Annotated in this window: 20 protein-coding genes; 8 read left to right on the plus strand and 12 right to left on the minus strand. The window is 67.7% G+C overall.

From position 1 onward, the window contains the following. Positions 1-131: 131 nt before the first annotated feature. The 4 genes from RIE32_10315 to RIE32_10330 form a co-directional block, all read right to left on the minus strand. Complete coding sequence (locus RIE32_10315) at positions 132-1,535, minus strand: GC-type dockerin domain-anchored protein (GenBank protein MEQ9096644.1); 1,404 nt, start codon at positions 1,533-1,535, stop codon at positions 132-134. Positions 1,536-2,144: 609 nt separating this feature from the next. Further along, entirely contained in the window at positions 2,145-2,624 is a 480-nt protein-coding gene (locus RIE32_10320) for a hypothetical protein (protein MEQ9096645.1), read from the minus strand. Further along, a complete protein-coding gene (locus tag RIE32_10325; GenBank protein ID MEQ9096646.1) occupies positions 2,621-2,905 on the minus strand; it encodes a hypothetical protein in 285 nt (94 codons plus the stop codon). Before RIE32_10325 ends, RIE32_10320 begins: the two co-directional genes overlap by 4 nt. Positions 2,906-3,541: 636 nt before the next feature. Continuing rightward, positions 3,542-4,195 (minus strand): tetratricopeptide repeat protein, encoded by a 654-nt coding sequence (locus RIE32_10330; GenBank protein ID MEQ9096647.1) that lies wholly within the window; start codon positions 4,193-4,195, stop codon positions 3,542-3,544. A 200-nt stretch (positions 4,196-4,395) separates the two neighbouring features. Here RIE32_10330 and RIE32_10335 point away from each other — a divergent pair, with 200 nt between their 5' ends. Both RIE32_10335 and RIE32_10340 read left to right on the plus strand, forming a co-directional pair. Beyond that, positions 4,396-5,085, plus strand: a complete 690-nt coding sequence (locus tag RIE32_10335) for a hypothetical protein (protein MEQ9096648.1) — start codon at positions 4,396-4,398, stop codon at positions 5,083-5,085. Between the two features lie 407 nt (positions 5,086-5,492). Further along, positions 5,493-7,547 (plus strand): SpoIIE family protein phosphatase, encoded by a 2,055-nt coding sequence (locus RIE32_10340; protein ID MEQ9096649.1) that lies wholly within the window; start codon positions 5,493-5,495, stop codon positions 7,545-7,547. A 24-nt stretch (positions 7,548-7,571) separates the two neighbouring features. Here RIE32_10340 and RIE32_10345 read toward each other — a convergent pair whose 3' ends face one another. The 6 genes from RIE32_10345 to RIE32_10370 are packed head-to-tail and all read right to left on the minus strand — an operon-like array spanning position 7,572 to position 13,847. Continuing rightward, positions 7,572-9,146 (minus strand): ABC transporter permease, encoded by a 1,575-nt coding sequence (locus RIE32_10345; protein ID MEQ9096650.1) that lies wholly within the window; start codon positions 9,144-9,146, stop codon positions 7,572-7,574. A gap of 47 nt (positions 9,147-9,193) precedes the next feature. Continuing rightward, complete coding sequence (locus RIE32_10350) at positions 9,194-9,637, minus strand: hypothetical protein (GenBank protein MEQ9096651.1); 444 nt, start codon at positions 9,635-9,637, stop codon at positions 9,194-9,196. 23 nt (positions 9,638-9,660) lie between these two features. Next, positions 9,661-10,401 carry an N-formylglutamate amidohydrolase gene (locus tag RIE32_10355; protein MEQ9096652.1) on the minus strand — a complete coding sequence of 247 codons (741 nt, stop codon included), beginning with the start codon at positions 10,399-10,401 and terminating at the stop codon, positions 9,661-9,663. Then, positions 10,394-11,659 (minus strand): glutamate-cysteine ligase family protein, encoded by a 1,266-nt coding sequence (locus RIE32_10360; protein ID MEQ9096653.1) that lies wholly within the window; start codon positions 11,657-11,659, stop codon positions 10,394-10,396. Before RIE32_10360 ends, RIE32_10355 begins: the two co-directional genes overlap by 8 nt. Then, positions 11,656-13,110: a RimK family protein gene (locus tag RIE32_10365; GenBank protein ID MEQ9096654.1), complete on the minus strand. Its 1,455-nt coding sequence runs from the start codon at positions 13,108-13,110 to the stop codon at positions 11,656-11,658. Before RIE32_10365 ends, RIE32_10360 begins: the two co-directional genes overlap by 4 nt. Continuing rightward, positions 13,107-13,847 carry a C39 family peptidase gene (locus RIE32_10370; protein ID MEQ9096655.1) on the minus strand — a complete coding sequence of 247 codons (741 nt, stop codon included), beginning with the start codon at positions 13,845-13,847 and terminating at the stop codon, positions 13,107-13,109. Before RIE32_10370 ends, RIE32_10365 begins: the two co-directional genes overlap by 4 nt. A 186-nt stretch (positions 13,848-14,033) precedes the next feature. Between RIE32_10370 and RIE32_10375 the strand changes: the two genes are divergently transcribed. After that, positions 14,034-15,182 (plus strand): hypothetical protein, encoded by a 1,149-nt coding sequence (locus RIE32_10375; GenBank protein MEQ9096656.1) that lies wholly within the window; start codon positions 14,034-14,036, stop codon positions 15,180-15,182. 15 nt (positions 15,183-15,197) lie between these two features. Here RIE32_10375 and RIE32_10380 read toward each other — a convergent pair whose 3' ends face one another. Together RIE32_10380 and RIE32_10385 are read right to left on the minus strand one after the other, a co-directional pair. Continuing rightward, on the minus strand, positions 15,198-15,638 hold the full coding sequence (locus tag RIE32_10380) for a hypothetical protein (protein MEQ9096657.1): 441 nt from the start codon (positions 15,636-15,638) through the stop codon (positions 15,198-15,200). A 29-nt stretch (positions 15,639-15,667) separates the two neighbouring features. Next, complete coding sequence (locus tag RIE32_10385; protein MEQ9096658.1) at positions 15,668-16,354, minus strand: GC-type dockerin domain-anchored protein; 687 nt, start codon at positions 16,352-16,354, stop codon at positions 15,668-15,670. Between the two features lie 103 nt (positions 16,355-16,457). Here RIE32_10385 and plsY point away from each other — a divergent pair, with 103 nt between their 5' ends. From plsY to RIE32_10410, 5 genes are all read left to right on the plus strand, one after another. Next, positions 16,458-17,138, plus strand: a complete 681-nt coding sequence (gene plsY, locus RIE32_10390; GenBank protein ID MEQ9096659.1) for a glycerol-3-phosphate 1-O-acyltransferase PlsY — start codon at positions 16,458-16,460, stop codon at positions 17,136-17,138. A 120-nt stretch (positions 17,139-17,258) separates the two neighbouring features. Continuing rightward, entirely contained in the window at positions 17,259-17,492 is a 234-nt protein-coding gene (locus RIE32_10395; protein ID MEQ9096660.1) for a hypothetical protein, read from the plus strand. 227 nt (positions 17,493-17,719) lie between these two features. Continuing rightward, entirely contained in the window at positions 17,720-19,651 is a 1,932-nt protein-coding gene (locus RIE32_10400) for an ABC transporter substrate-binding protein (GenBank protein ID MEQ9096661.1), read from the plus strand. 69 nt (positions 19,652-19,720) lie between these two features. After that, on the plus strand, positions 19,721-21,256 hold the full coding sequence (locus tag RIE32_10405; protein MEQ9096662.1) for an ABC transporter permease: 1,536 nt from the start codon (positions 19,721-19,723) through the stop codon (positions 21,254-21,256). Next, positions 21,256-23,475 (plus strand): ABC transporter permease, encoded by a 2,220-nt coding sequence (locus tag RIE32_10410; GenBank protein ID MEQ9096663.1) that lies wholly within the window; start codon positions 21,256-21,258, stop codon positions 23,473-23,475. The genes RIE32_10405 and RIE32_10410 overlap by 1 nt, the downstream gene beginning before the upstream one ends. The last annotated feature ends 29 nt before the right edge of the window (positions 23,476-23,504 follow it).

Consider the following 23,504-nt stretch of genomic DNA (forward strand, 5'->3'; position numbering starts at 1 on the left):
GAGAGAGAAGTACGCAGGCCGAAGCGGCGGCGCCGCACGCGGCCTGCCCGCCAGACTGCAACACAGAAAAAGACCGGCGCGTGGCCGGTCGGTGGGTCAGGCTGTGGGCCGAGCGCGCGTGCCCGGGCGCTTTACGGGCAGCCCGCGTCGAAGGCGTTCTGGAAGGCCAGGAAGTCGAACAGGCTCAGCCGGCCGTCGCCGTCGAAGTCGGCGCTGGGCAGGCCCGCGTCGAAGGCGTTCTGGAACGCAAGGAAGTCGAAGATCGTCAGCGTACCGTCGCCGTCGAAGTCAGCGGCGCAGGGCAGGCCGTACTCGATGGTCAGGCTCGGGGCGACGCCGCCGTCCTCGCCGTGGACCTCCAGGGACTCGCCCTTGATGTCGCCGACGGTGAGGTAGCCCGCGTGCAGGCGCAGCTCCACGGGCTCGCGGGTGAATCCCTCGAAGACGCGGGGGATCTCGACATACAGGGGCTCGTCGTCGCAGGTGGTCATCACCAGTTTATCGACGCCGGTCGCGTGATCGGATTCGATGGCGAAGCTCAGGCACTCGGGCACGCGGCCGAAGAAGACCGGCGTGTCCACGACGCTCTGGCAGATCAGCTCGCCATCGGGGCCGATCAGGCACAGCAGGATGGCGCTGAGGTCCAGGTCGCTCTGCACGTCGATCTCGTACAGCTCGGCGCCGGGCACCTTGGTGTAGGTGATCTGGGTCTCGGCCTTGTCGTGCACCGTGCCGGTCAGGATCGACTCGCACAGCTTGGGCGTCGACTTGTCGCTGTGGATCTGGGCGCGGCGGGCGGCCTCGCGGGCGGCCTGCACGGCGGGCAGCAGCAGGGCGGCCGTGGTCGTCCCGCCCCCGCCTTCGGCCACAATGCTCCCGCCGGGCAGGACGTCGATGCGCGTGCCCTGGCCGGGCGCCACGAAGCCCAGGCCGGGGACGACGATCGGATCGACCATCAGCCAATCGGTGCCGCCCGTGGGGGTCGACACCGGCGCGGACGACGCCGTCAGGTCGCTGGGGTACACCCAGAAGTCCCCCGGCAGCGCGTGCACGGGCAGGAAGGCCGGGCCGGCGACGTCGGGCCGCCACGTGCCGCTCCAGATGGCGATGGGGTTGGCCGGATCGGCCAGCACGCCCGCGGCCGGGTCGTGGGCCTGGGCGTAGCTCGCGCCCAGCACCACCGCGCCCACCATCGCCCCGCTGCTGGCCGCCTCCCACTGCGGTGCGGCCGCCCAGACGTCGAAGCCGACCGACGCCAGGGCGTACATGTCGGCCGAGACGTGGCCGTGCACGCCCACGCCCACGGCCTGGCCGGCCGAGATCACCGGCTCGTCCAGGCGGACGGACAACCCGCCGTCCTGGGCGGTAGCGCCGGGGGCGCCGGTGGCGATGGCCGCCCCGGCCAGCAGCGCGAGGGCGAGCGGGCGGGCGGCAAGGAGGGTTTGGGTCTTGCGAGTCGTGCGAGTCATATGAGTCTTCAGAGTCTTGTGGGTCATCGGGTTCATGGGATCCAGTTCCTTCGTGCGTGCGCCCATACCTGGGCCCCCTTGGTGGGTGGTGCTCGGGCCGTCGAAGTCGCGGCCTCGGTCCGACGCAAGCGGACGGCACGCCCCTTGCTCACGAAACCCACGCCGAAAAAATCCACGCCGGTGAGGGGTCCTGGCAGCGGGCGACGTTCAACGCGACCGAAGCGACGGCTGAGAAGCTCTCGGGGAAGCCACGGAACTCCGCGGGGAGCACACAAGACTCCTGTGGCAACGACCCGAGTTCCTCGGGGAAGCCACGGCGCTCCGTGGGGAACACGCAGAATTCCGCGGGGAGGCCACGGAGCTCCTCGGGGAACACACAGAACTTCTTGGGGAGGCCACAGAACTCTGCCGGGAACACACGGCACTCCTCGGGGACCGCCCAGAACACCGCGGGCGCGTTCTGGCGGGGCCTGGTGGACGTCCAGAACCCGCGCCGGACGCAGGAAGCGGCGTGTTGTTCGAGTTACGTGCGTCGACGCTCTTCTCGGACGTGACCGCGGATCCCGACCGGGTCACGCGAATCGAGCGTCGAGCTCGTGCACTTGCAGCTCAAAGAGCGCGGGCAGGACGCCCCCCCGCGCGCGAGAGCATCACGGCGGCTGGGGCGCTGGCGGCTCAATGCGTGTGGCTTCCACCACCGCCGAAGTCTCCGCCCATGCCGCCGCCCATGCCGCCGTCGAAGCCGCCGCCGATGTCGCCCATGCCGCCGTGTTCATCAAGGTCGCCAAACCCACCGCCACCGGGGTCACCTCCAGAGCCACCTCCCCCATCGGGGGCCCCTCCGGCATCGCTGCCACCGCCCACGCCCTCGTCGGGCTGGGGTGCGAAGTCGCCGCCGCCTCCCGCATCGCCTGCGCCCGCACCCGTGCCGCCACCATCTCCGGCATCGCTGCCACCGCTCACGCCCTCGTCGGGCTGGGGCGCGAAGTCACCGCCGCTTCCGGCATCGCCGCCTCCGGCATCCGCGTCGCCGCCCCCTGTTGAATTGCCGCCACCATCCGCACCATCTCCGCCCGCGTCGTTGTTGGGCGGCTGAACTGACGGCCCTGAGTCGACGGGCGTGAGGACGGGGTTGCCGTTGGCGTCCCACGTCACTTCAACCTCGATGAAGCTGGAACTCGGGTATGCCTCGCCACCTCCGGCATCGCCCCCGGTGGTATCGCCGCCGCCACTTGTGTCACCAGCTCCGGCATCGCCCCCGGTGGCATCGCCGCCACCGCCAGCGTCTCCACCGCCGACATCACCGCCGCCACCACCAGCGTCAGCACCGCCGACGTCAGCACCGCCGCCACCAGCGTCTCCACCGCCGGCGTCATCGCCGCCGCCACCAGCGTCTCCACCGCCGACATCAGCACCGCCGCCACCAGCGTCTCCACCGCCGACGTCAGCGCCGCCCGCGTCATTGAGTGGCTGGAATGCCGGCCCTGAATCGACGGGTGTGAGGACGGGGTTACCGTCGGCGTCCCAGGTCACTTCAACCGGTGTGCGGATCGGAAATACCTGGATACTGCCGGCGGCATTGCCCGTGTCTGGCCCCGGCGTCCGATCCGGAGCTGGATTTGCATCTCGATCTGGGTCTGGATCTGGGTCCTGAATAGGCTCTGGCTCGGGTGGCGGCGTCGGTGGAAGCTCAACCACTTGCTCTTCCGGGCGAGCAACAACTTCCACTCCGAATTGGCCGCGATACGTTGAATCTGGCTCCTTGACCAGACGCATGACGATCCGATGCACCTGCTCGTCTGGCGCAATCTCGGGCAGAACAGCTTCGGCGAGGAGTTTCTCAATCTCTGCCGGATCGGTGTATATTCCGGGGCGATGGGCTTTTTCCGGATGGACCTGCTCGTGGTTGTACTGCGCTCGATTGGCCAACCATATTGCAGCATTTCCGATCGGTTCGTCGGGATCGACTATTGGTGTGTGGATTTGATATACAATTGCACCTTCCTGGGAAGGCATCAGAAAGCCCCCTTGCCATACCGTCCGAACGACCTGGGCGTCGGACTCCTCTGGCATCACGGGCCTCCGGGCGATTGTTGGATCGGTGATACCGCTGATTTCTGCGGTGTAACATCCGGGAACGAAGGCGCGCCTTGCTGCGGAGACGTTGAGCGCATTTGTGACATCTTCTGCCAGCCCCACACCATGAACGCCACGAACAACAAGAACAGCGGCACGAAGATGATCCACTTGATGGCCACGCGCAGGGGGTGCAGCCGTCGATCGAGCCGGCGCTGCATGCGGCGGTAGTAGCGTTCGCGCCGCGCACGCTTCTTCAGCGCACGTCGTTCGCGGCCCGTGGGCCGTGCCGGTCCTGGGTTCGTCGGAGTCGATGATCCGCCAACGGCGTCCAGCCGATCGCGGGCCGCGGCGTAATCAGGTTTTAGCTTGAGTGCGTTTGCATAGCACTCGCGAGCATTGGCCGTGTCGCCCTGGGCCTCGAGGCACAGGCCAAGGTTGTGCATGGCCGAGTGCGCTCTGGGTTGGACAGCGAGGGCTTTGCGGAAGTACGCCTCGGCCGCCGCATATTCCTTCATCGTCTGGCACACGAAGCCGAGCTGGAACAGCGTTTCGTAGTCGCCCGGGTCCTCCCGGAACGCTTCGAGCAGTAGCCGCTTCGCCTCCGCGTAGCGGCCCGCCCCCACGAGCTGGCGGACGTCGTCTGCCATTGCTCGATTCTACCGCATCGATTCGCGGTTCGATCGCCTGACCCGCTCACGCTCGCTGGGTCGCCCGCAGGATCTCTCTCAATCTGCCGTTTTTTGATGAAGTCGCCCCCGGATCACCCCGATGAACCCTCCAGACCGCCCCTGGGGCCCTGCGGCACGGTGCCGTGGGTCCGCTCGTGGGGCAAACTGGAGAGTCGATCATGACGAACTCAACTCGCTATCCGCGCCGTGAAGCCCTCCTCCTGGCATGGTCGCGCCACCACTCCACCGTGTGGAGCGGCGGGCAGGCCGGGCCGCCCGACACGGGCCTCAGCGCACAGCAATTGCAGGATTTTGCCGATGCGGTTTCCCAGGCCGAAGCGGCCTTCAATAACCGCGTCGCAAAGTTGGCCGCAGCGAAAACGGCGACCACGGACAAGAACGACAAGTTCGACGTGCTGCTCGACCGCCTGGGCTCGTGCATGTCGACCATCGACTCGTACTTCAAGGAAACCAAGGACCCCGGCGTCTACGTGCGGGCCGAGATCGACCCGCCCAAGGAGCCCAGCGAGCGCCCCGCGCCGCCCAAGCCCAGCGACGTCGAGCTCACCTCGATCACCGGCGGATCGATGGAAGTGGCCTTCAAGGTCACCGCCGCCGGCGCGGTCTTCGAGATCCAGCGTGCAAGCACGCCCATCGAGGGCCAGCTCGGCGAGTGGAACACGATCGCCATCACCGGCGAGAAGCAGTTCACCGACCCGGGCGTGCCCGTGGGCCTGCAGAGCGTGCAGTACCGCGTGCGGGCCGTGCTGCCCAACAACAACGCCAGCCCGTGGAGCAGCCCGGCGCTGTTCACCTTCGGCGCCCAGGGCAGCCAGGGCGGCCCGGCGGCGCGCGAGCGGGCGGGGTGAAGTTTCGTTCTGACGCTTCGCCAGCGGGGCCATGCGCGGCTGCGCCGTCGCGTGAGGCCCTCAAGCACCGCGTGCAGCGTGGGAGACCCGTCAGAAGCGTCTTGTAGAGCGAAGGTTGGGAAGGGGAGGTAGGCCGGAGGCCGCCTCCCGCTTCGCATGCGCCAGATATCTCACGCTCGCGTCCTGCACCCCCCGTCGGGCGCAGCCCGCGCCCGGCCCCGCCGGCGAGGTGCCAAGACGAACCCCCGCCGGCGAGGCGACAAGACGAACCCCCCTCCGGCGAGGCGAAAGGACGGACCCCCGCCGGCGAGGCGCCTCAGGGTCAACCCCCGGCCGGCCCCGGCCCAAGGCGCGCCATCGTCGGCAGGGGTAGCCTTGGCCTCACCCTGGGAATGGTGGGCCAGGACATGCTCGGCCGCGTCTCGATCCGCATCCTGCTGCCGCTGCTCATGGGCCTGCCCGTGGCCGTGGCCGCGCTCGTGCTGGTTGGGCTGTGGAGCGGCAACGCCCGAGAGAGCGCCCGCACGCTCAACGCGGCGGAGATGGCCCAGATCCACGCGCGCATCAACGAGCGATTGCGCACGCTGCTGAGCATGCCCGCGCGGGCCACGGGCTTCCAGCGCGAGGGCATCCACTCGGGCCGCCTGGACGCGGGCGACCCCAGGAGCTGGCACGACCAGCTCTTCGACCTGACCCGCGCCATGGACATGATCAGCGGCGTCACCTGGGGGAACGCGGACGGCCACGCCGCGTGGGTCTACCGCTACCCCGGCAAGCCTTACCCCGAGCTGGCCATATCCGACGAACAGACGGCCCGGGACGGCGCGCTGTGGATCGAGGAATTCTCGCTCGACGAATCGGGCGCGACCATCGAACGGATCGGCGGGTACGCCTACGACCCGCGCACCCGGCCGTGGTACGCCGGCGCGGTCGAGGCCGGCGGCCCCACGTTCCTCGAGCCATACGCCTGGGTGAACGGCGACGGCCAGGCCACCACGCTGGGCCTGCCGTTCGTCGAGCCCGTCTTCGATCGGGAAGGATCCGAAGACTCGAGCGAACTCCTGGGCGTGCTCGCCGCCGAGTTCAGCCTGCAGGACCTCTCCGACTTCCTACGCACGCTCCGCGTCGGGACGGCGGGCTTCGTGCTGGTGCTCGACGCAAACGGCCGGCTGATCGCCCATTCGCTGCCCACCGGCGACGTGCCCGCGGCGGTGGAAGTCGAAGGCGTGCCCACCGTGCCCGTGGCGGCATCGATGGACGACCCTCGCGTGCGCGAAATGGCAGGCGTGGTCGACGCCGCGCTCTCGGCCGGCGCGGATGGCCGGGCGGTCGTGCCCGTGGAAGGCGAGCCCATGCTCGTGCGCGTCTCGGCCTTCGGCGGCCTGCCCGGGCTCGACTGGCGGATCATCACCGCCGTACCCGAGGCCGAGCTGCTCGCGCCCGTAGCCGCCGCGCGAGCGAGCAGCCACCGCGCCACGCTCATCGCGGTGCTGGCGACCATCCTGCTGGGCCTTGGCGTCGGGCTCGCCGCCACCGTGCCCGTGCGGCGGCTGGTCCGCGAGATCCGCCGCGTCGGCCAGGGCGAGCTCGACGAGCGCGTGCGGCCCGAGCCCAGCAGCGAGCTGCGCCAGATCGCCGAAGCGGTCAACGCCATGGCCGAGGACCTGCGCGACCGCGTCCGCGTGCGCGAGAGCCTGCTCGTGGCGATGGAGGTCCAGAAGAACCTGCTGCCCCAGGAGCCGCCCACCGTCACGGGCCTGGACATCGCCGGCCACAGCACGTACTGCGACGAGACCGGCGGGGATTACTACGACTACCTCGACGTCCAGCCTTTGGCCGGGGGCCAAGGCGACGGACAAGCGCGCGTCGCGCTGGCCATCGGCGACGTCATGGGCCACGGCGTTGCGGCCGCCATGCTGATGGCCACCGCGCGCGGCATCCTGCGCAGCCGCTGCGATGAACCGGCTTCGCTGGGTGAATTGCTCACCCACCTGAACGAGCTGCTCGTCGGCGATACCGGCGGCAAGCGATTCATGACCATGCTCCTGGTCGTCCTCGATGGCGAGACCGGCGAGATGGACTGGGCGTCGGCCGGCCACGATCCGCCCATCGTCTACCTTGCCAAGCAAGACCGCTTCGCCCAGTTCGATGGCGGCGGCATCCCGCTGGGGCTCTTCGCGGGCCAGGCCTACGAGACCGACACCGAGGGGCCGTTCGCCGCCGGCGACGTCGTCGTGCTCTCGACCGACGGACTGTGGGAGGCCCGCACGATCGAAGGTGAGTTCTACGGCAAGGAGCGCCTCGAGCGCGTGATTCGCGAGAACGCCGGCAAGACGGCGGAGAAGATCGCAGCCGCCATCCGCACCGACCACATCGCCGCCTGCGGCGAGGCGTCCCAGGACGACGACATCACCTTCGTCGTGGCGAAGATGGGGCCGTCCGTGCCGGGCGTTACGCGGTAGCCCGTCCGTCGCTCGCGAGCCGGACTACCGCCGCCCGCGCTTGGGATCGAACGCCTCGCGCAGTCCCTCGCCCACGAAGTTCAGCGCCAGCAGCGTCGCGCCCAGCAGCAGGCACGGGAAGAGGATGAGCCACCACAGGCTCTCGTAGGGGTTCAGCTCGTTCAGCCCGTCGGCCGCCAGGTTGCCCCAGCTGGGCAGCGGGGGCTTCACACCGATGCCCAGGAAGCTCAGGAAGGACTCCTGGAGAATCGCCAGCGGGACCGTCAGCGTCGCGTACACAATGATCGGCCCCAGCAGGTTGGGCAAGAGGTGCACGAAGAAGATCCGCCGCGTGGGCGCGCCGGCCGAGCGGGCCGCCTCGATGTAGGGCATGCTCTTGAGGCTCAGCACCTGGCCGCGGATGACGCGCGCCATCGTCAGCCAGCTCACGCCGCCGATGGCCACCAGCAGCACGACCAGGTCCAGGAACAGCATCGTCGAGTCGCCAAGCTTCCGGGGCGGGCGGGCGCTCAGCGCCATCGCGTCCAGCACGGCGCCGTTCGAGAGCACGGGCGCGCCCTCGGGGTTGGCTTCGTCTGGATTGGTCTCGTCTGGAGCCGCCCCCGCGTCGGCCGCGGCCTGGACCACGCCGGCGACGGCGTCCTGCAGGCCGAGCCGATCCGCCAGTTGGTCCAGCGGCGAGCCGGCCTCGAACGGCTCGGCCCGCCACGTGCTGACGTCGCGCTCGCTGGCGTTCTGGCCCAGCACGTCCAGCTCGCGCGCATCGGTCCAGGCCGTGCGCGCCTTCTGCTGGTTGACGTACTCGTCGATCGCCGCGTCGCTGGCGACCGCCAGCAGCACGACCAGCAGGATGTACGGCAGGCCGAAGAGCACGTCGACCACGCGCATCATCGCCGCGTCGGTCTTGCCGCCCGCGTAGCCCGAGATCGCGCCGTACAAGGTCCCGATGAACACGCTGATGAGGGCGGCGCTCAGGCCGATCCCAAGCGAGATCCCCCCGCCGGTCATCACGCGGTACAACAGGCTGCGCCCCAGCACGTCGGTGCCCAGGATCATCGACACGCGGTTGCCGTCGTAGACCCAGTGCTCGGCCATGGCGTCGGCCAGTTCCCCCTCGGTTGCCTGCCGGGCCTCGCGCTCGGTCACGCTGAATTCGGCCGCAACCTGGTCGACCGCCTCGGCCGGCACCAGCGCGTTGAGCTTGAGCGCACTCTCTTCGCCCACGGCCCACCACGGCGGCAATCGCCCGTACTCGGCGCTGCCCGCGTTGTACCGCGCCACGCTCGAGCCCTCGCTCACGCCAGGGTAACTCGGTGACGCCGGGTTGAGCGTCCAGAACAGGCCAAGCAGGCACACCAGCAGCGTGACGGCCAAGAAACCCATGCCCAGCATGCCCGCCCACGAACGCGTGAGGGGGTTGTCACGCTCCACCGGTGGCGCCGCCATCGCGGGCACCGACTTCGCGTCGGCGTGCACGGGCGCGTTGGCGGCCTCGGTGATCTCGCCGGGCAGGTTCGGCGGGATCGCCTGCCCTCTCTCGGGAAGGGGCCCCGGGGGTGGGTCGAGATTCGGTCGGTCCTCGCCGGGCGTGTCGCGCATGGGCCGCTTCCCCCTTCACGCCCCGTACGCCAGTACGGGGCCGGGCCTCAGGCGTCGGCCTTGGGCGTAAAGCTCGCGCCGTCGAGCACGGCGAAGGTCACCATGTCGCCCACCTTGAAGTCGCTGGCGTGCTGGCGTTCGTCGGTCAGCGTGCAGTGGAACGGCACGCCCGCGTCGACGATGATCGTGTCGGCCGCGTGCCCCACGATGCGCCCCTGCACCCGCCGCGGCCGGCCGATGACCGGCTCAACGTACAGGCCCCCGCTGGGCACCGGATCGACCCGACGCGCCCGGGCCTGGATCGTGCCGAAGACCTTGTCGCCCGGCTCGGCCTTCACCGGCGCCGTCGGCAGCAGGTGCAGGTCGTAGCTGGTGTTGGCAAAGCCAAGGCGGACGTGGGCCGGCCGGGTGGCCGTAGCGGCCACGGCCTCGCGAAACGTCGCGCGGGCAAGCCCGGGGGCGATCTTGGTGGTCGGGGCGGGGTGGATCATGGCCCAGTCTACGCCCGGAACGCTCAGCCGATCGCCGGCTTGACGGAAGGGGCGAGCACCGCAGACAGCGCCCGAACCAGCACGTCGCCCACGTGCCGCCGGGCGTTCATGCCGGCGATCAGGCCCTGACGCACCTCAACCTCGGCGCCCGCGTAGTAGTCCCCGGGGAACTTCCCGCGCAGCCACGTCGTCAGCCCGTCGTCGGTGCCCTTGTACGGCTCGTTGAACGGCAGCCGCCACGCGGGCTCGAGCATCGCAAGCTCGGTGTTCCACGCCTGGCAGATCTCGGCCTCGCTTTCGCGATCCGGGTCGAACAGCAGCGAAACTTCCAGCTCCCGCACGCGGCCGTCGAGTTCGTCCGTGCATGAATGCACGCCCACGTGCAGCACCCGCCGGCCCGCGCCAATGGCGTCGCCCACCACCCGTTCGACGCTGCCGCGGTGGCGCTCGTAATAGTCGCGTGTGATGATCGCCTTGGTCGCGTCATCCAGCCCCTGCGTGTACCTGCTGAAGAGCGTGCCCGAGTCGGGCGAGCGGTTGGGCTCCACGAGCAATCGTGTGAACGTGCACGCCACCAGCGGCCAGCTCGTGACGCACGCCATCCGCTGGGCCACGCCCAGGGCGCCGATGTCCCACCCGCGGTGGCTGGCCAGCACGTCGTCGGCCCCCTTGAACAGGTATGCATATGCCGGGGGTACGTCGTGCCCGCCATGCTCGCAGGACAGGACCACCACCTCGGGCGCCCACGTGGGTTCGTCACGCACGGAACAGCGTCCCATCCCGGAGACAGTCGGCCAGTTCGCGGTACACCTCACGCAGCTCGTTTCGCGTCGGATATCGCTTGATCGCCCCGCCGATGCGTTTGGACAGGGTGCCGGCGTTGAGCAGGCGGCCCATCACCGCCGTGTCCTCGTGGCCTTCGGGCATCACCTGCTCGGCCAGCCGCTGCCACAGGTCCTTGGCCCACACCAGCGAGCCGCCGACGCCGTGGGCGTCCAGCAGCGATCGCTCGCGGATGCGCGTGCGCTCGGCCGTGCGGATGGTCTCCAGCAGCACGTCGTACAGCGCGTCGGTCGAGACCTTCTTCTGCTGTTCGTAGGGCATCCACCGCTCTTCCACGTGCGCCCGCACCAGTTCGCTCACCAGCCGAACGACGGCCAAATCGGCCGCGGGGCACTCCTGGATGTCCAGCAATCGCAGCTCGATGGCGCCGCGGTCGAAGCGCGCCATCGCGCCGCGCGCATTGGCGAACTCGTGCCGCAGCACGCCGGAGGGGTCCAGCGGCGCGAGCTGGTCGTACAGCTTTCCCAGGATGTCGCGCTCATAGCCCTCACGCGTGTACACCGGCTCGGGCACAACCTTGGCGGCCATGAGCGGCACGCGCTTGGAGTTGTTGCGGTAGTACTCCAGCCGCTGGTCGGCCACGGGGCTCCACCGGCCTTCGAGGATGGGCGAACTGGCCGCGATCGCAGGCACCAGTGGCAGCACGAGCCGCAGCGCCGCATGCAAGCGCCCGAACTCCTCGTCGTTGCCGAAGGGCAGGTTCAGGTGCGTGCTCTGCAGGTTGCTCCAGCCGTGCCCCTGGCAGTTGAAGATGGCGTCGTAGGCCTTGTAGACCTCGGTGTACTCATGGGGCCACAGCCTGGTGTCTTTCAGTGGATCCATCCAGGGGTGCGCGCCCGTGGGCAGCAGCCGGCAGCCCATTTGTGCCAGCCTTTCGTTTGCGATGCCAACGTGCCGCTGAAAATGCCCTGCCAGACCATCGAGCGACGGTGCGGGCTTCTGCGTCTTCAGCTCCAGCACGTGCAGCACCAGTTCGTTCGACCAGCTCACCGGGCCGTCGGGCCCGTCGGGCTCGGCTTCGCCCACGCTCTGGTCGCCGTCGTTCATCATGGCAAAGAGCTCGTCGGCCACCGGCCGCACGTCGAGCGTCTGGGCATCGACGATCATGTACTCCAGTTCGACGCCGTACGCGCCGAACAGGCCAATCGAGTTCCGCCACGCTTGGACCGCGCTACTCATCGGGCTTCGAGCTCCCAGAAGAAGTGCTCCATGATCCGGCGATACAGCTCCATGCCCAGCACCTGATCCTCCACGCCCGAATCAATGTTCGGGTTGTCGTTCACCTCGATCACGATCGGCTTGCCGTTCACTTCCTTCAGGTCCACGCCATACAGCCCGTTGCCCATGAGCGCCGCAGCCTTCACCGCCAGCTTCACCACGTCGTTGGGCGCCTCTTCCACGGGCATGGTCTGCCAGTCGCCATACTTGGCGTTCGACTTGCCCCTGGTCTTGTGGTTGACGATCTGCCAGTGCCCGGGCGCCATTCCGTATCGGCACGCAAACAACGGCCGCCCCGCCAGCACGCCGATGCGCCAGTCGAAGTCCGTGGGCAGATACTCCTGCGCCACGATCAGGTCGGTGTGCTCGAACTGCGCATCAAGGACGGCATCGAGGCCTTCCTCGCCGTCGACGCGAGACACGCCGGCCGAGAATGAACTGTCCGGCTGCTTCAGCACGCACGGAAAACCCAGCGACCGAAGTCCCTCCACCGCGTTGTCGCGCGTCAACACAAGCGTGCGGGGCGCCGCCAGCTTGTGCCTGCCGAGCGTCTCGGCCAGGAACACCTTGTTCGTGCACCGCACGATCGACTGCGGATCGTCGATGACCACCATGCCCTCGGCCGCTGCCCGCCGGCTCATGCGATACGTGTAGTGGTCCACGTACGTCGTGTCGCGGATGAACAGCGCGTCGTATTCGGCGATCCGACCCGCGGCCGACTTGTCGATCAGATCGCAGCGGATGCCCATCTTCTCGCCCGCCTCGATGAATCGCGAGAGCGCCCTCTTGTCGCTGGGCGGCATCGGATCGTCGGGATCGTGCAGGATGGCAAGGTCGAATCGAGCCGCCGGAGACTCCTTGGCCTTCCGCGGGGCTCGACGCAGGTACCGCTCGGCTTGCTGCACCACGAACGAACGATGGCTTTCGGGAACGTCCGCCAGGCCGATCACGCGGACCGATGCAAGCCGCCAGTGCCCATTGTGCTCGAAGCGTGCCCGCAGCAACGGCGCCGGAAAAGCGTTGAACAACGCCAGCGCCAGCGACTCGTGACCCTCGGCCATGTTGTGGCCAAAGTACACGCTCAGCTCGAAGGCTTCGCTCTTGATGCGCCGCAGGCTCTTCTGGATCAACTCGTCAAGGTCGTCGCCCGCAAGTCTGACCACCGCAGCGAGCCGGATGTCCTGAATGGCCGCAACCGACGGCAGGCACCGATGCCCGCGTGCCTCGGCCAGCAGCGAGACGTAATAGCCCGACGCCTGGTAGCGAAGGCTCCGGCACAGGTTGAACACCTTGCGCCCGCGACCGTGCGCCAGTTGCGGGTCGGTGAGATACCGGTACGCGGAAACAGTCTCCGCGCCGGGCACGTCCATCGGGAAGCGCTTGGGCGAGTCAACGATCAACAAGGGTTTCATGACGTTTGGCCGTTGGCCTCCGAGACGGTTTTCTTCGGTTCGATGACGAGCAAGTTGGCGTCGTACGTCAGCACGCCCAGCATGATGGCCGGCACCAGGCGGGCAAGCGGAATCTCATAGCCCTGGACCTCGAAGCCCGGGTTGTCGGCAAGCGGGTCGGCCACGCGCACCATTCGAGCGGTTTCGTCGTAGCCATGGAGCACCACGAAGTGCCCCGATGGCTCGCCGCGAACGTCATCGTAATCGTCATTGGGCCCATACTCGCGCGCACACTTGTACAGGTACGTCGCACTGAGCCCGGTCAACACCGGTCGGCCAGAACTAATGAACCCCGACACCAACTCGCTCGTCAGGTCGTTGAACAGGATCTGACCGCCAAGCCGAACGAACTCCTGGTAGCTTTCGGTCGCCACCGGAAAGCGCATGTCTTCGTAGCTCTTGGCGGCCACCTGGGCCGCAAGCTTCTCGCCGAGCAGCCGCGGGTCCGCTTGGCCTAGAGCGTCGAACCACGTGGGATCGAACATCTGAAGATTGAACGTGTACAGCGAGGCCGAGTATCCCTGGGCCAGCGCGTGCACGCCCAGCATGACCGCCAGCGTGCCGCGACCGGCCCCGGCGTTGTTCAACGAACGCACCGACTCGATCACCGAGCCAAGCGGCCGCTGGTCGCCCCAATACCGATACACCGCGTGCAGGCAGGTCGGCCCGCACGTTTCGTCGTCCGGTTGGGGAAGCATGTCGATGTCCAGCTGCCGCGAGTGTGCGGGCGCGCCAGATTCGGGTTGTTCCACGGATGCACCGATCCCCACCCACGAGCCGGGCTATTCGGCGGGCCGACGCGATGTGCGTGGCCGCGCCCGGCGAGGTGTCGATAGTGTATATCGTCAACAGCAGCCGCGCTATTTCCAGCCTCGTGGATTCCCATGCCAGATACGCAACCCAATCCCTCGCCCCAAGGCGGCTCGGTCGACATCGCCGGCTGGGCCTGGACCATGCTCGCCTTCGACATCGGCTTCCAGGTCGACCTGGACAGGGCCGAGCCCTGGGTGCAGGAAGCCACCCGCCGCCGCGTCGTCCGCGCACGCCGTCCGGCCCCGGTCTGGTTCGACTACAGCCCGCCGCCGTTGATGCTCGTGCTCTCGGGAAACCAGATTCCCCTGGCCGATGGCCCGTCGGCGCCGATGACCGATGCCAGCGTGGAACTGCTGCTCTACGACTTCGGCGCCGCCCTGTTGACCTACCGGACCCCGCTGCCCACCTCGCTCGACCAGCTCCCGGCCCTGGCCTGCGCCCTGCACGACAACGCGGCTCTCGAGGCCGATGCCAGGGCCCATCTTGAGCGCATCATCGAGGCCATCGGCTCGGCCGTCGTCCGCCCCAAGCTCCACGAGGCCGTCGAGGACTACACCGTCCTTTCCATCGAGCAGTGGCCCGCCGACGCCAACCCCCAGGAATTGGCCAGGGACTTCCAGGCAACGCTGGCCATGGCGTTGGAGGCCGAGCGTGAACCCGTCTCGCACGAACAGGCCGAGCGAACGCTCTCGGGCCGCATCGCCTACACGGACAACGACCTGGCCATCATCGACTGGAACGCCGCGGTGCTCTTCGACAAGGAGCCCCAGGACGTCATCGCCGTCCTCCAGCACGCCAACGTCGAGCTGCTCGAGCTCCGCGTGCTCGACCAGGAGCTCGACGCCATCCTCGACCACGCCGACGAAACCCTCAACGACCTCATCAAGCGTCGCATCTGGCCGGGCTTTGCCACCGGCCGCATCCTGGGCCGCGTCGCCGCCGCCCACACCGACGCCGCCGTCATGTTCGAGGGCGTCAACAACGCCATCAAGCTCCTGGGCAACCAGTACCTGGCCCGCCTCTACCGCGTGGCCGCAAGCAGGCTCGACCTGCCCGCCTGGCACGCCAGCGTCCGCCGCAAGCTCGAGGCCACCGACAACCTCTACGACAAGATGGAAGGCGTCGCCGGCACGCGCCGTCTCGAAACCCTTGAGTGGGTCATCATCGTGCTCATCCTCGTCTCGATCGTCCTGCCCTTCACGCCCATCAATCCATACTGAGCGGCGGCGGACGTGCTAGTTTGATCCCGGCAGCCTGGGCGGTGGCGGGGGATAGGGCGCCGGCGGAAGGTGCCGGGCAGCCTGCGGCTGCGCGGGCCCCGGTGCCGGCCGCTCGAACCACCACCACGTGAACGTGGACGCCAGCAACACCACCACGCCGAGGAACAGCAGTCGCTTTCGCGGCTGCCAGTCATACCGCTCGAACCGGCCCGTCCGCGTGGGCGTGCTGCGGAAGCCGCACTCGGGGCACAGGAAGCGATCATCGTCGACCGCCAACCCATCGAGCGAGTAGCGGCACTTGGGACAGTGCCGCCGGCGCGCGCCCACCGCGGCCCGCGCAAGGCGATCAAACAGCGCGAACACGATGATCGCGACCGCCACGAAGACCAGCCCCCGAGCGACGCCGACGTGCACCGACGGCGCTGCGAGGATTCGCTCGAGCATGCTCGAGATCATGCCGTCTCCCGTCGTGGCGGTGAACCGTCTTAGCCGCAGCCCACCGCAAATTCGTTCTGGAACGCCAGGAAATCAAACAGCGTCAGCGATCCATCGCCATCGAAGTCCGCGATCGGGTCGCCCATGTCGAAAGCGTTCTGGAACGCAAGGAAGTCGAAGATCGTCAGGCTGCCATCGCCGTCGATGTCCGCCCGGCAGTCGATCTCGACGCGCTCGATGAACGCCGTGCCCTCGGTAAACGTGAGCGAGCCCACGAGGAAGCTCGGCGAGAGCGTGACGTCGCGAATGTTGAAGAACGCCACGTCGTCGGCGCCGATGCCCGCGTCGAACGTCGCCGCGAAACGCACGGTGATGCCCGCCAGCGTCTCCTCGCCCATGAACGTCTCGCCGAGCACCTGAAACGGATGCGTGCCGGCGAGGTTGTCGACCTCCCCGGTCAGGAAGTCCGAAGACCCGGGCGAGAGCTGCTCGAGTGCGTCGGCCAGAGGCGTGGGATCGGGAAACAGCGAGCCCAGCACGACGCCGCTGCCCTGCACCATGCCCGAAACCTCGTAGCGGTACCGCGTGGCCGGAGTGATCGTGTCCGGAGCACTGCTCCGCGACACGTCGCGCCCGTCCTCAAGCCGGACGCCTGCCAGGTCGATCGAGACCGTCTCTTGGGCCACCGCCACACATCCGAGGCCAAGCACCGCCGCCATGCAGATCCGCGTATCCATCTCGCCCCCTCCTCTAGATAAGTAGGCCTGAACCAATAGCCTACCCCAAACCGGCCGTTCCGCCAACGCTTCTTGCACCAAACCGGCTCCATACCCTCGCCCCGTGTTCCTTGCCCTCGTCCTTGCCGCCGCAGCCTACCTGATCGGGGCCATCCCCTTCGGCTACCTCATCGCCCGTGCCAAGGGCGTGGACATCTTCAAGGCCGGCTCGGGCAATATCGGGGCCACCAACGTGAAGCGAGTTCTCGGACGTGGGCCGGGCAACCTGTGCTTCACGCTCGACGTGCTCAAGGGCCTGCTGCCGACCCTTGCCGCGGGGCTTGCGCTCGGCACGCTGGCCGATCTCGACGCGCCGTCCGCCGACGTATGGCTCTGGCTGCTCACGCCGGTTGCCACCGTGCTGGGACACATGTTCTCGCCTTATCTGGGTTTCCGGGGCGGCAAGGGGGTCGCGACGGGGCTCGGCGCCCTGCTGGGCGTGTTCTGGGTGCTTTCCGTCGCCGTCGTCGGCGGATTGCTGGTCTGGCTCATCGTCCTGAAGATGTCGCGATACGTCGGTCTCGCGTCGGTCTGCGCCGCCGCAAGCGTTCCCATCTGGGCGGCCTTGGTCCCGGCGTTCGTCCATGGTGGTTTGCGGCCGGCGGTCTATCCGATGCTTGCAATCGCCACGCTGCTTGCGCTGCTCGTGGTAGTCCGCCACCGGGGCAATCTCAGCCGCATTGCGGCAGGAACCGAGCCCAAGATCCGCAGCAAAGCAGAGCGCCGGGCCGCCAGGGCCCAATAACAACGTCCGAACGTCATTCCGCATCGCGCATGCCGATTGGAGCGGCCCAAACCGTGTTTCGCGCGCCGATTCGCGGCGATCGGCGCAAAGACATCGTGTGGCTAAGCCGATGCCATAGCGATGCTTACGTATACCGATACAACCCCGCCCGAAGGTCCGTCGCCCAAAGGCAAACGCGCCAAGACGCCGCCGGCGCCGGACAGCCCGCTGCGGCTGTCGGTGGGTCCGGCCGGCGATTCGGTCGCACAGGTCAACAAGGCTCTGGAGCAGACCCAGCGCCGGCTTGACAACCTCCGCGACCTGATCGACCGGTTCGATCTGGACGGCGACGACGACGGCCCCCGCGCCGCCTGATCGCGACCCATCGGGTTCCCCCTGTCGGGCTCGTACGCCGCATTCGCGGCGTGTGGGCCCGTGTTCTGTTTGAGGGTCGGCTAGGCCGCGCAAGTGCCGCGATGGGCCTCGGGCTTCATAATCCCTGCACGCTACACTAGCGATGGGTGCTGGTGGCTCTTTATCACTGCGCCCACTCGAGAGCCGAACACGCCTGCTGGGGTCAAAGACCCGCCGAGGTTTGGATTATGCAGAACAATTTCGGTCTGAAGGACCTGATCGTCATCGCGCTCATCCTGGGGCTGTTCGTCAGCGTCTGGGTGGCCATCTATCAGGATGACCGCCGCTGGGACAAGACCGTCGAGGCCAACGCCAAACTCGAAGCCCTCGAGAAGCAGATCGTCCGGCTGGAGACCGAGATCACCCGCCGCCCGGTCGTCGTCGCCGGCCAGGGCGCTCCCATGCCCGGCGGCCAACCGGTGACCACCGATACCGCTCCGGCCAGTACCGACTGGGCCCGGGAAGGCGTCGAGGTCACCGTCAGCGAGCCCTGGACCTTCACCAGCGACCCGCGCGACGACGAAGGCTTCACCCCCGGGGGCGAGTTCACCGAGATCTACGAGGGCCAGCCGCCCAAGCTCACGCCGTACACCTACGCCGACGTCTACGGCCGTCGCGTGGTGGACCTGGTCTGCGAGAGCCTGGGCTGGTATGACCCCAAGACGCTGAAGATGCGCGGCTTGCTGGCCGAGGCATGGCAGTACCCCGAGGACGGCACGTGGCTGCGCGTCAAGATTCGCGACGAGGCCCGCTACAGCGACGGCTCGCCCGTGCTGGCCGAAGACGTCCGCTGGACGTATCAGGATCTGCTCTTCAACATGCAGATCGAGGCCGAACGCTTCCGCAGCGTGTACAACTCGATCGAAGACATCGAGGTCATCGGCGATCCCGAGACCAGTCGCGTGGTCGAGTTTACCTTCAAGACGCCCCGGTTCGATAACCTCGACCAGGCGATGGGCTTCAAGATCCTGCCCAAGCACATCTATCAGGAATGGATCGCCAGTCCCACGCGGTATAACCAGAGCACGGCCTTGACGATCGGCTCGGGTCCGTTCCGCTTCGCGACGGTCTCGCCCGATTCGCAGTGGAGCCCGCCCAGCGACATCGTTCTGGTGCGCAACGAGCAGTACTGGGGCCCCAAGCCCGCCCTGGACAGCTACCGCATCACGGTCATCAGCGATTACACCACCAAGCTCATCGCCTACAACAGCGGCCGCGGCGACATGATGCGTCCCAACGCCCAGCAGTTCGTCGAGCAGCGTGCCGATCAGCGATTCCTGGAGCAGCACGATCCCCGCATCTGGTACAACATGCGCGGTGGCTACTCCTTCATCGCCTGGCAGTGCGGCCCACGCAACGGCCAGAAGCTGACCCCCTTCCACGATGCCCGCGTCCGCAAGGCCATGACGATGATGATCGACCGCGATCGCATCCGTCGTGACATCTCCAAGAACCTCGTGCGTCCGGCCACGGGCCCGTTCCTCAGCTCCACGCCGCAGTCGAATCCCGAGATCGAGCCGTGGCCGCACGACCCCGACGCCGGGCTCGCGCTCCTGGCCGAGGCCGGATGGGAGGACCGCGACGGCGACGGCATGCTCGAGGACGAAGATGGCAACCCCTTCACCTTCGAGTTCACCTTCTCCAACGGGTCCGACTCGACGCTCCAGATGGCCAACTTCATGAAGGCCGACTTTGCGCGTTACGGCATCGACATGCAGCTGCGCACCATCGACTGGTCGGTGCTCGTTGACATCCTCAACCGCCGCGACTTCGACGCCATCACCTTCGCGTGGTCGGCCTCGGCGCCCGAGAGCGACCCCTACCAGATCTGGCACTCGGACAACATCGAGAACCAGGGCGACAACTTCATCCAGTGGAACAGCCCCGAGGCCGACACGCTCATCGAGAAGGGACGTCAGACGCTGGACTTCGATGAACGCATGAAGGTCTGGCACGAGCTGCACTCGGTCTATCACGAAGAGCAGCCGTACACGTTCATGAACGAGATCCCCTGGATTCGCTTCACGACCAAGCGGTCGGGCAACATCCAGGAGTACAACTCGGGCCTGCAGTACGCCGAGTTCTGGGTCGGCCGCGAGAGCCAGCCCACGCAGAACTGACGTCGCCCGAGGCGTTCGCGCCCCGGCTCGCGCCGCGATCCATTTCCTCGTTCACGAGCGCCACCGCGTATGACCACTTACATCATCCGACGCCTGTTCCTCATGATCCCCACGGTGATCGGCATGACCCTGCTGATCTTCCTTCTCGTGGCCATGAGCCCCGGCGGCGTCGGCGCCGCCCTTCAGGTTTCGGGCGGCGGACAGATGGACTCCGGTAGCGTCGCCCAGCAGCGGGCATACCTCGAAGATCGATACGGGCTCGATGCGCCGTATCTCGTCCAATACGTGCGGTGGCTTGGCCGGGTCAGCCCGATCAAGTTCGGCGCCCGCGACCAGTTCACGCCGAGCGGCGAGCGATTCTCCGAGCCCAAGAAGATCGATGCGCCGCCCCTGTGGCAGTGGTTTGCCGAAGACTTGCCCGAAGCCGAGCCCGCCGCAGAGGTCGTCCCTCCGGACGATGCCGAGGCCCGCGCCCAGATCTATCGCCGAGCGGCAGGCAACTACGCCCAGGTGCGTGCGGCGTACCTGGGATCGCGCACGCGGTTCGAGATCGCCATGGGCGATCTGGCCAAGGCCATCGACCACCCCGAAGCCGTCAAGGATCGCGGACAGATCAAGCCCGGACCCGCAAAGCGCATCGGTAAGAGCGCGTTCGCGTCGGCCGACGAAGCGCTCTGGGCAACGGCCGAGGCTCGCGCCGCCGACATGCTGCGCGACTACGAGCTCCTGTTGAACGCGACGGCGCGCTCGCAGGCGGTGTTCGACGCCAAGCTGTTCCGGCAGGCCGGCGTGCCGATCATCCCCGGCACCGTGTCGCTTGCCGCTCCCGACCTGGGCATGAGCTTCTCGCGTTCGCGCCCCGTATCGACGCTGATCTGGGAGGCGCTCCCGGTCACGCTGATGCTGAACCTGATCGCGGTGCCGATCATCTATTTCGTTGCCATTCCTTCGGGCGTGCTGGCCGCCAGCCGGCAGGGCTCGCTGGTCGACGTGGGCCTGGGAGCCTTCTACGTGGCCCTGTGGTCGATCCCGGTCGTGTGGGCGGGCGTGCTGGCGGTGGGCTTTCTGGCAAGCAAGGACTGGCTGGGCTGGTTCCCCGTCACCGGGCTGCACTCGCCCGAGGCCGAGTCGATGACCATGCTGCCCCAGGTGGTCGAAGGGCGCTGGCAGCGGGGCTACATCCTCGACACGCTGTGGCACCTGGTGCTGCCCGTGGCGTGCCTGGTGTACACCGGCTTTGCGATCTTGAGCAAGCAGACTCGCGCAGCGATGCTGGAGAACTTCAACGCCGACTACGTGCGCACGGCCAAGGCCAAGGGCGTCTCGCACAAGGACGTGGTCTTCCGCCACGTGTTCCGCAACAGCTTGCTTCCGATCATCACGATGTTCGTCTCGATCTTCCCGGCCATGCTGGGCGGTTCGGTCGTCATCGAGCGCATCTTCAGCGTGCCGGGCATGGGCAGCCTGATCATCGACGCCATCGGGCTGCGTGATCGCGAGTTGCTCATGGCCAACGCCCTGATCGTCGGCCTGGTGAACATGCTGGCGCTGCTGCTTGCCGACATCCTGTATGCCCTTGCAGACCCACGGATCTCCTACGACTGATGAAGAACGAACCGACCACATCGAGCGAGGCCGGCGGCGTGCCCGGGCCCATGGACGATCCGGGCAAGGACATGCGCGCCCCCGGCGACTTCGAGGGCGAGCAGGAGCTGACCTCGGTCACCGGCGTGCACCTGATGCAGGGCATCGGGCATCGGCCGGCCGAAGGCTTCTGGACCGAGGCCTGGAAGCAGGTCTTCAAGCGTCCGGGCGCGGTCATCGGCATCGCATGGGTGGCGATGATCGCATTCTTCGCCGTCTTTGCGCCGCTGGTGGCCAATGGACATCCGATCCTGATGGTCGCCCAGCCGGACGTGAACCCGCTGGCCAAGCTACTGGGTGATCTCGGCCCTGCCATCACCAGCTTCGATGGCGTCCGCTTGATCCTGTTCACCCTGATCTGGTCGGCCGCATGGATACTCGCGCCTCGTCGATTGCCCATGCCTGCGCTGGCCGGTCTTGCCTTGCTGGTGACGGGCGTGTTTGCGTTGCGGGTGTTCGCCCAGTTCTTCATCGGCAAGAGCGAGGAAGAACTCGGCTCGGCGCTCTATGGCTTCGCGCAGTTCCTGCTGGGCCGACCCCAGGACGGGCAAGCCACCAGCTTCGCCTTCCAGATCATCGTGGACCTTGCGGCCACTGGTGGTCTCGTCTGGGCGGCCGGCGCGTTCGACCTTTCGCGGCGGGCGCGCATCGCCACCACGCCGGTGCTCTGGCTCGTTGCGATCGGTTCGCTCGTTGGCATCGCCGCGGGCATCGACGAGCAGGCGCCGGTGCGGAGCCCCTTGCTGCGCTACCTCACGGTGGTCGATCTCACGCTGCTGGTTGGTGCGATGGTGGGGCTGGTGTTGCTCGTGCCTCGTTGGTGGGGCTCGCGTGGCGATCGCGCGAAGGTGCTGCTGACCGTTTCGCTGCAGGCCGGGCTGACCATGCTGGTGCACTCGATCGTGAGCGGGCAGGCGGCCAACCGCGACGCGGCCCCGTGGCTGCGTGCCTTCGAGCGCCAGCCGTACTTCGAGACCATCGCCTCGCTCATCATCGCCGCGGTCATCGGCGGGCTCTTCATCGTGGCCCACCCCCTGAACAAGCTGCGCAACCGTGCGGGCGTCGCCTTGCTGGTGGGGCTCGTGATGTTCGGGCTGATGGCGGTCCGCTGGTCCACGCCGCTGCCCAACTTCCGCTACGTCGCCCAGGAGACCCAGGGCCGCATCAGCGCGATCTACACGATCATCCCGTGGTCGCCCAACCAGGGCGGGACGGCCGTCGACCTCCTGCCGCCGGGCAGCACCGTGTATTCACAGGTGCTCAAGGGTCTGGAAGACGTCGCGCTCAGCGATCGATCGCGCAGCACGGGCACGCCGGTGGAAGAGATGCCGCTGGACGCCGAAGTGCTCGCTGCCATCGAGGACCAACTCGGCTACGCGGCCGACACGCTGCCGACCGATCCCGATGTGGCCTTCGCCGTCGTGGCCGAGGCAGCGGCGGCAGATCCCGATCTGGACGTGGCGGGCGCGATCGATCTGCTCGAGTCGCTGCCCGGGCCAGCGTACGTGCTCGGCACCGATTCGGGCGGGCAGGACATGCTCAGCCAGTTGCTTCACGCCTGCCGGCTGTCGATTTCTATCGGGCTGGTCTCGACGGCCATCGCGGTGGTCATCGGCGTGACGGTGGGCGCGCTCATGGGCTACTTCGGCGGATGGGTCGACATGCTGCTCTACCGCGTGGTGGAGGTCTTCATGGCCATCCCGCTGCTGTTCCTGCTGATCGTCGCCGCCGCCGTGCTGCCCCGCAATACCTACGTCATGATGGCCATCATCGGGTGCGTCACGTGGACGGGCAGCGCACGCTTCATTCGCGCCGAGTTCTACAAGCTTCGAAATCAGGACTTCGTCCAGTCGGCCCGCTCGGTCGGCCTGCCGCTTCGCAGCGTGCTGTTCAAGCACATGCTGCCCAATGGCGTAACGCCCGTGCTGGTGGATGCATCATTCGCCATCGCGGCGGCAATCCTTGCCGAGGCCGTGCTGAGCTACCTGGGCCTGGGGCCTGCAAACCAGGCAAGCTGGGGCCGACTGCTGAGCGACGCGAATAACCAGGTTGGCAAGTTCATGTGGTGGCTGGCCATCTTCCCCGGTTTTGCCATCTTCCTGACCGTGCTGAGCTACAACCTCATCGGCGAGGCGCTCCGCGACGCCATCGATCCCAAGCTCAAGAAGGCCCGCGTGTGATCACGGTGCCGACGCCACACCCCCGGACG

This window comes from Phycisphaerales bacterium (assembly GCA_040221175.1).
Lineage (GTDB): Bacteria > Planctomycetota > Phycisphaerae > Phycisphaerales > UBA1924 > JAHCJI01.